The organism is Caballeronia sp. M23-90 (assembly GCF_053574605.1).
This window is the reverse complement of the sequence record NZ_JBSIPA010000373.1, coordinates 1-6661: the sequence shown is the minus strand read 5'-3', so window position 1 is coordinate 6661 and position 6661 is coordinate 1. Positions and strand designations below refer to the sequence as shown.

Below are 6661 nucleotides of genomic sequence, written 5' to 3'. Positions count from 1 at the left end.
TTTGACGTAGGCGGCACGAGCGCGACGGGGGCATTCTCAATCGCGGCGCAAGCAGCCGGCGTGATCGGCCCGGGCCAGGTCTTCAATCCGTACTCGAGCCCGACGAACTTCCTGATCGGCGCGTTCATCTTCGAAGATGTCGGCGTAACGGCGTATAAAGGCGCGTCGCCGCTGATCACGAACAAGACGTACCTGGAAGCGGCAGCCGGCATTCTCGCGGCCGAGGCTTACCACGCAGGTCTGGTTCGCACGGTGCTGTTCTCGCGCGGCATGACGACGCCTTCTATCTATACGACCGTGCAACAGATCTCCGACGCCCGCGATTCGCTCGATAGCTCGACAGATGTAGACCAGGGCATCACCGGCGCAACGGCGGGAAGCTCGAACATCGTGCCGCTCGATGCCAACGGTCTTGCATTCAGCCGCAGTTATGACGATGTCCTGAATATCGTGTACCTGAACAAGGGTGCAGTGACGCAGGGCGGGTTCTTCCCGGCCGGTGTCAACGGCACGCTGCACATGAGCAGCGCGTTCGTCTGAGCGTTAAAGAATTTGGGGTGGATGAAGCGGGCGGCGCCGGTTCTCGCATGTGGGGTCATGCGGAACCCGGCGCCTCTTCGGTCATTGGATAGCTCAAAAGATTTCAGGAGACGATCATGAAAAACGTTTCTATCGGCGCATGGCGGGAGCGCACGCGGCTCGGGATCGGCTTGTCGATCATCGCGGCCGGTGCCGGCTTGCAGTTGCTCCAGTGGCTTCATACATCGATGCCTGGATAAATACTCCCACCTTTCCCTCGTTCACACCAAATCGACAACACTGTGCCGCTCACGCATAATTTGCAGCGCGCAGTTGCGGCGCCATGCAGCCATGCTGCGTGTCCAGGTCGGTTCAAGTCGTGTAACGGGAGAGGGCGAAGATGGGTACGAACCGGATCGAAGCGTTCAGCGACGGCGTGATCGCCATCATCATCACGATCATGGTGCTGGAACTCAAGGTGCCGCACGGCGCCGACCTTGCCGCGCTGGGCACGTTGATCCCTGTTTTCTGCGCTTATGTCCTGAGCTTCGTCTACGTCGGGATCTATTGGAACAATCATCATCACCTGATGCATGCGGCAAAACGCGTCAACGGCAGCGTGCTGTGGGCAAACCTGCACGTGTTGTTCTGGTTGTCGCTGTTTCCATTCACTACCAACTGGATGGGTGAAAACCACCTTGCGTCCTGGCCGACCGCACTCTACGGCTTCGATCTCTTCATGACGGCAGTCGCATGGTATATCCTCACGCGCACGCTGATCGGCTTGCACGGCGCCAACTCCATGCTCGAGCGTGCGATCGGGGCGGACTTCAAAGGCAAGCTCTCTGTGGTCCTCTACCTCATCGCGATTGCCGCGTCCTTCTGGGAACCCTGGATCGCTGCCGCCCTGTACGCGATCGTCGCTGTCGTCTGGCTCGTGCCCGATCGCCGTGTGGAAAAAGTGCTGATGACCGAAGAGCCGTAAGAGCGGCTCCTGCCAGCATGAACGGTGCTACGCTTCGGGCATGAAGTCCTGAGAGCGAAGCCCATGTCATCAAATGCGATACGCATCGGCGTAATCTCCGATACCCACAACCTCGTGCGCCCCGAAGCGCTTCACGCGCTGCGAGGCTGCGAGCACATCCTTCATGCAGGCGACATCTGCAACCCCGCCGTGCTGGACGCGCTGAACGCGCTCGCACCCGTCACCGCAGTGCGCGGCAACAATGATTCGGGCGTGCGGATCGATGACCTTCCCGAAGCGGTGACGGTGCGTTTGGGCGAGACATCGATTCATGTCGTGCACGATATAGCGGATGTCCCGCGACGGCTCGACGGTATCGATGTTGTCATCACGGGCCATTCGCACAAGCCGCTGGTCGAGCGTCGTGGTGCGACGCTCTTCGTCAACCCCGGGAGCGCCGGACCACGCCGCTTCAAATTGCCAATAACGCTTGGGATCATGGTCATCGAAAGCGGCGAGGTGAAGGTGGAGATCGTGACGCTGGTCGAGTGAAGCCATCGGAATAAAAAGAGGCCGTTCCCAACCAGGAACGGCCTCTTTGCTTTATCTGAATTTGATCGACTTCAATCAGGCGTGAGCGGTCGCATCCGGCAAACGCTCATCCATCTCGGCGGCCTGCTTTGCACCGCGCAACACGGCATGGGCTTCCGAGCGCGAACCGACCGACGGCGGCGAGCCCTTCAGCGGCTTCCTCGCGGTCTCATGCAGCGCGATCACCGAAACGATTCCGATCAACGATGCACCCATCAGGTAGTACGCGGGCATCATCAGATTTCCCGTCGATGAAACCAGCCACGCCGTCACGAGCGGGGTCGTACCGCCGAACAGCGAAACCGAAACATTGAAGCCGATTGCGAGCGCGCCATAGCGGATCTTGGTCGGGAACAACGCAGGCAATGCGGAAGGCATCGCGCCGGTGAAGCACGACAGCAACACGCCGAGGATCAGCATGCCGCTGAAAATCGGCATCACGTTACCCATGCGTATCAGCGTAAGCGCGGGCATGGACAGCACCAGAAGTCCGACGCACCCGAACAGCAGCACCGGCTTGCGGCCAATCTTGTCGGAGAGATGGCCGGCGAAAAGCGTCATCGGCATCATCAGCACCATCACGATCAACACGACGAACAGCCCGTGCGTTTCGTTGAACTTGAGCGTGGCCGAAAGATAACTCGGCAGATAAGACAGCGCCATGTAGTCAGTGACGTTGAAGATCAGCACGAGTCCCACGCATTGCAGCATCGGCTTCCAGTTCTTCACCAGCATGTCGCGAAACTGATCCTTCGGCGTGCTGTGCGCTTCGGTCTCGCGCTTGTCGGCTTCGCGCTGGAACGCAGGCGTTTCTTCGAGCTTCAGACGGATATACAAGCCGATCAGACCAAGCGGTCCGGCGATCAGGAACGGGACGCGCCAGCCCCACGAAAGCAGCGATTGCTCCGACATGGTCGCGGTCAGGACCGCAACGCAGCCCGCGCCGAGCACGTAACCCACGAGGGTGCCGAATTCCAGGAAGCTGCCAAGGAACCCGCGCCGTTTATCCGGCGCAAATTCCGCGATGAACGTCGCCGCGCCGCCATATTCGCCGCCCGTCGAAAAGCCCTGCAGCAGGCGAGCAGCCAGCAAAAGAATGGGGGCAAAGATGCCGATGGTGCCGTAATCGGGAATCAAGCCGATACAGAACGTCCCAATGGCCATCATGATCATCGTCATCGCGAGCACGCGCTTGCGGCCGATGCGGTCGCCCAGCGGCCCGAACACCATGCCGCCGATCGGACGCACGAGGAATGCCGCCGCGAACGTGCCGAACGTGGCGATCAGTTGCGCGCCGGGATTGCTCGACGGAAAGAAAACCTTGCCGAGCGTCACCGCAATGTAGCTGTACACGCCGAAATCGAACCATTCCATCGCATTGCCGATCGCCATGGCGCCGACAGCGCGCTTGAGAAGGGCTTTATCGACGATGGTGATATCGGCAAGCGACAGGTCTTTCTCGGGTTGGGGTTGTCGCCAGAGGCCGTCGTTCGGTGTTGCCATGAAGAGAAGCTCCAGGTGTGTCGCCGATCCGGTGATGCACGGATGGGCGGGTGCGCTATTACGCACGTTGCCGGGGAAAGTGCAGTTTCGCGACGAGGCGAGGCGTCAGCTTATGAAGAAGCTGAAGGCTGGTCGCGCGCCGGACGCGTCGGAATGCCCGGAGCAAAGCCTATGCCTCGCAACGATGGTCGCGAAATGGCACTTCGAGGGTACTGCTTGAATTGATGGCTGGACGCACCGAAACCCGTTCAGACGCGGCGCATGGTGCGCGGCGGTACGGCTTTGATGTGTCTCGAACTGAAGAGGCTTGGGAACAACATCCACGGACAGACCATGACCCGTGGAAGCCTCGACAATCGCTCGCCGGTATCTCTTAAATGAAGCCTGGGGCAAAGGGCTCAGGTACTCGGAAGGCTCTTTGCTTTTCGTTCAGTCATAAGAAATAGACTTTGAATTGCTATTGGAAAGAAGGAGATGATAGCACGATGCACGAAGATGCGCAAACCGCCTATCCGCATGTGCCATTCAGGACGGGCTCATAAGTGCATGTTCGAAACGAAAAAGCCGGTCTCGAAAGACCGGCTTTTATGCACGGACGTTAGTTCGTCTCAGCTGTGCGCTGGCGGAACATAGCCTTGAGCGGTGTCCGCTCCTTCACCGAAGAAGTACTTTTCCGTCTGCTTGAGCAGGTACTGACGCGCCCGCGGATCGGCCATGTTCAGGCGGTTTTCGTTGATCAGCATGGTTTGCTGCTTGAGCCAGCCTTGCCACGCTTCCTTCGATACCGTTTCATAAATCCGCTTGCCGAGTTCGCCCGGCAGCGGAGGGAAGTCGAGTCCTTCGGCTTCCTTGCCGAGTTTTGCGCATTGAACCATTCGGGCCATCTGTCATTCTCCTGTAGCGGGTTATCTGGACGATTCGTTCGGGCGGCGCATGGTTGCGCGGCGACCGGATCGGAGCGTCTATGAATAGAGTGCTTAAAGCTGCTTCATCAGCACGAGCGATTTGCGCTGCCAGTTGTAAAGGCGGCGCCGGTCTTCAGGCAGGTCGTCCACGGTCACCTTCACGAAACCGCGTTTCAGAAACCAGTGCTCCGTGCGCGTGGTCAGCACGAAAATATGCGTGAGGCCGCGCGCGCGCGCGCGTTGTTCCACGCGCTTGAGCAGCCGTTCGCCGTCGCCCGCGCCTTGTGCTTCCGGCGAGACGGTCAGGCAAGCCATTTCGCCGATACGTTCCTGCGTGTACGGATACAGAGCCACGCAGCCAAACAGCACGCCATCGTGCTCGATCACCGAAAAATGATCGATATCGCGTTCAATCTGGTGCCGGCCACGCCGCACCAGCGTGCCGTCCATTTCCAGCGGCTCGATCAGCGTGAGGATCCCGCCGACGTCATCCGGCGTGGCTTCCCGCAGGCTTTCCAGATTCTCGTACGAGATCATGGTGCCGACGCCGTCGTGCAGGAACAATTCCAGCAGGACGCTGCCGTCGAGCGCGTAAGGGATGATGTGCGCGCGCGCCACGCCGCCGCGGCACGCACGAATGGTGTGCTTGAGGTAAAACGCCGCGTCGCCCTGCAGTTCGCCGCTTTCGTGCAAACGATAAGCGTCATCGAGCGACATTTCGCGCACGAGTTCGCCGTTTTCATCGACGAGGCCCGGTGTTTCGGTCAGGAAAATGATCTTGTCGGCACGCAACGCGATCGCCGCTGCCGAAGCGACATCTTCCATCGATAGATTGAACGCTTCGCCCGTTGGCGAGAATCCGAGCGGGGAGAGCAGGACCAGCTTGTTGCTGGTGAGCGAGTGGCGAATCGAATCGCCGTCGATCTTGCGGACCACGCCGGTGTGCTGGAAATCGACGCCATCCAGAATGCCGACCGGACGCGCCGTCACGAAATTGCCCGATACCACGCTGATGTGCGCGTGCGCCATCGGCGTGTTGGGCAAGCCCTGGCTGATCGCCGCTTCAATGTCCAGGCGCACTTCGCCGGCGGCTTCCTTCGCGGATTCGAGCGCGCGGGCGTCGGTGATGCGCAAGCCGTGCGAAAACTCCGACTCCACGCCGTGCAGGTTCAACTGCTCTTCTACCTGGGGTCGCGATCCGTGCACGAGCACGACGTGAATACCCATGGCGTGCAACAACCCGACGTCCTGGACGAGTGCGTTCAGCCTGCCTTCCTGCACCAGCTCGCCGCCGAACGCGACCACGAAGGTCTTGTTTCGGAACGCGTGGATATAAGGGGCGACGGAACGCATCCAGTCGACAAACTGGGCGTGTTGATCAGGCGCTTCTGGCTCGGCGGAAACCGGCGGCTGCGCGGCGGGGAGGTCGGTCTGAGTATTCATGCCGGGATTATAATGCTGCACTATGCCGAATGCTTTTAAACGTCCCGCCGATGCGGACAAGCTTGACCCCCAGGAGCAGTTGAAAAAGCTGCGTGAAGCCCTGCTGCGCGATGCCGCGGCGCGCGAAAGCGATGGCGAAAACGACCCGGATGATTCCGCCGATGAAGTCGTGAACCGCAAGAAGGAAGCGGCTGCGCGGCGGTTTGCGGGTGGATCAGGGGGTGCGCCGAGCGGTCCTGGCGCGGGGTCGGATTCGGGACGGAAGGCTACTCAACCCGCTCCGAAAAAAAATGTTGCCAAGGGTGCCGCGAATTCGCCGGGCGTTGCCCCGGATTCTTCCGCTTCGTCCGCGCAGCGCAAGGAGACTCGGGGCGGTTTGGCCGTGCTGGCCTCATTGGTCGGATCGTCCGATAAAACGGCCGCGCCTGATGATGTTGCCGTCACCGCCCGCGACGTGAAGACACAGCCTAAAGAACAAGCAGTAAAAAAAGCGGTGCTGCCTCCTTTTACTGCGCCTCCCGCACCTCCCGCTCCGCCAACTGCGAAGGCAGTGCCATCTGACAAGCAAGTTGCGCGTCGTCCCGAACATAAGACTCACAAGGTCGCCGGTGTTTCCGTGACCATTGGCGCACAGCCGTCTTCCGTCGAGCGTGCGCAAAAGTCTCCAAAAGCCGCCGCCGTCGAAAAGTCGGCGGCGCCGCAGGAGAGGCGTCCTGAGCCGGGACCTGCGCCTCGA

The 6661-nt window shown here is 60.3% G+C and carries 9 protein-coding genes; 6 read left to right on the top strand and 3 right to left on the bottom strand.

Annotated elements, in window-relative coordinates; genetic code table 11:
• The 4 genes from ACRXB1_RS27210 to ACRXB1_RS27195 all read left to right on the top strand — a co-directional run.
• On the top strand, positions 1-540 hold a 540-nt coding region (locus tag ACRXB1_RS27210; RefSeq protein ID WP_449493787.1), incomplete at its 5' end, for a ferritin-like domain-containing protein.
• A gap of 116 nt (positions 541-656) precedes the next feature.
• Positions 657-779 (top strand): hypothetical protein, encoded by a 123-nt coding sequence (locus ACRXB1_RS27205; RefSeq protein ID WP_256701365.1) that lies wholly within the window; start codon positions 657-659, stop codon positions 777-779.
• A gap of 140 nt (positions 780-919) precedes the next feature.
• Positions 920-1504, top strand: coding sequence for a TMEM175 family protein (locus ACRXB1_RS27200; protein WP_061999026.1), 585 nt, complete (start codon positions 920-922; stop codon positions 1502-1504).
• 63 nt (positions 1505-1567) lie between these two features.
• On the top strand, positions 1568-2035 hold the full coding sequence (locus ACRXB1_RS27195) for a metallophosphoesterase family protein (protein ID WP_449493786.1): 468 nt from the start codon (positions 1568-1570) through the stop codon (positions 2033-2035).
• 75 nt (positions 2036-2110) lie between these two features.
• Here the strand turns inward: ACRXB1_RS27195 and proP are convergent, their stop codons facing one another.
• Positions 2111-3577: a glycine betaine/L-proline transporter ProP gene (gene proP / locus ACRXB1_RS27190; RefSeq protein WP_174365616.1), complete on the bottom strand. Its 1467-nt coding sequence runs from the start codon at positions 3575-3577 to the stop codon at positions 2111-2113.
• On the opposite strand from proP, the gene ACRXB1_RS27185 reads away from it, so the two are divergent.
• Positions 3576-3797, top strand: coding sequence for a hypothetical protein (locus ACRXB1_RS27185; protein WP_449493785.1), 222 nt, complete (start codon positions 3576-3578; stop codon positions 3795-3797). The genes proP and ACRXB1_RS27185 overlap by 2 nt on opposite strands.
• 388 nt (positions 3798-4185) lie before the next feature.
• Here the strand turns inward: ACRXB1_RS27185 and ACRXB1_RS27180 are convergent, their stop codons facing one another.
• Together ACRXB1_RS27180 and argA are read right to left on the bottom strand one after the other, a co-directional pair.
• A complete protein-coding gene (locus ACRXB1_RS27180) occupies positions 4186-4461 on the bottom strand; it encodes an oxidative damage protection protein (RefSeq protein ID WP_449493784.1) in 276 nt (91 codons plus the stop codon).
• 93 nt (positions 4462-4554) lie between these two features.
• Positions 4555-5925, bottom strand: a complete 1371-nt coding sequence (gene argA / locus ACRXB1_RS27175; RefSeq protein ID WP_062000792.1) for an amino-acid N-acetyltransferase — start codon at positions 5923-5925, stop codon at positions 4555-4557.
• A gap of 79 nt (positions 5926-6004) precedes the next feature.
• Here argA and ACRXB1_RS27170 point away from each other — a divergent pair.
• Positions 6005-6661: hypothetical protein (locus ACRXB1_RS27170; RefSeq protein WP_449493783.1), on the top strand; the 657-nt coding region annotated here is incomplete at its 3' end.

What these genes read in the sequence shown, in the direction of transcription:
- proP (WP_174365616.1), bottom strand. Translation starts at nt 3,577, where the DNA reads ATGGCAACACCGAACGACGGCCTCTGGCGACAACCCCAACCCGAGAAA.
- ACRXB1_RS27205 (WP_256701365.1), top strand. Translation starts at nt 657, where the DNA reads ATGAAAAACGTTTCTATCGGCGCATGGCGGGAGCGCACGCGGCTCGGG.
- ACRXB1_RS27185 (WP_449493785.1), top strand. Translation starts at nt 3,576, where the DNA reads ATGAAGAGAAGCTCCAGGTGTGTCGCCGATCCGGTGATGCACGGATGG.
- argA (WP_062000792.1), bottom strand. Translation starts at nt 5,925, where the DNA reads ATGAATACTCAGACCGACCTCCCCGCCGCGCAGCCGCCGGTTTCCGCC.
- ACRXB1_RS27200 (WP_061999026.1), top strand. Translation starts at nt 920, where the DNA reads ATGGGTACGAACCGGATCGAAGCGTTCAGCGACGGCGTGATCGCCATC.
- ACRXB1_RS27195 (WP_449493786.1), top strand. Translation starts at nt 1,568, where the DNA reads ATGTCATCAAATGCGATACGCATCGGCGTAATCTCCGATACCCACAAC.
- ACRXB1_RS27180 (WP_449493784.1), bottom strand. Translation starts at nt 4,461, where the DNA reads ATGGCCCGAATGGTTCAATGCGCAAAACTCGGCAAGGAAGCCGAAGGA.